Annotated in this window: 1 pseudogene; it reads left to right on the top strand. The window is 42.5% G+C overall.

Annotated elements, in window-relative coordinates:
• Positions 1 to 779 (top strand): annotated as a pseudogene (locus ABN217_RS19190) (metallophosphoesterase); the annotation flags it as partial.

Below are 779 nucleotides of genomic sequence, written 5' to 3'. Positions count from 1 at the left end.
CCTTTAAAGCATCCGTATGTGCATTAACGGTATCTTTAGCCTTATTGCCAGCCGCATTGGCAAATGCTTGGGAAAAAGATAAAACCTATAATATTACGATTTTGCACACCAATGACCATCATGGCCATTTTTGGCATAACGATCATGGCGAATACGGTTTAGCGGCACAAAAAACGGTGGTTGATGAAATTCGTGATGAAGTGGCTAAACAAGGTGGCAGCCTTTTACTACTTTCTGGAGGTGATATTAATACGGGTGTTCCAGAGTCAGATTTACAAGATGCTGAGCCTGATTTTAAGGGCATGAATTTAGGGGGTTACGATGCGATGGCATTGATGTATTACGCACCCAAGAAAAATGGGCTAATTTCCCGTTCTTATCTGCGAATATATATCAAACCAGTACGGGTAAACGCCTATTTAAACCGTATCAAATTTTCGATAAGCAAGGGGTAAAAATTGCGGTATTAGGTCTAACGACGGATGACACTGCAAAATTAGGTAATCCTGCAAACTTCCCTGATGTTGAGTTTAGAACGCCAGCCCTCGAAGCCAAAAAAGTGGTTGAAGAGCTACGTGAAACCGAGAAGCCAGACATTATTATCGCGGCAACCCACATGGGCCACTATGATGATGGCCAACACGGTTCATATGCACCGGGTGATGTGGAAATGGCACGTAGTTTGCCTGAAGGTTACTTAGATATGATTGTTGGTGGACATTCACAAGACCCCGTTTGTATGTCCGCAGAGAATAAAAATTACAAACAGGTTGATTATG

Source organism: Proteus sp. fly-1067, from assembly GCF_040139345.1.
In the GTDB taxonomy this organism is placed as follows: Bacteria; Pseudomonadota; Gammaproteobacteria; order Enterobacterales; family Enterobacteriaceae; genus Proteus; species Proteus vulgaris_B.
This window is presented reverse-complemented; position numbering and strand designations above follow the sequence as displayed.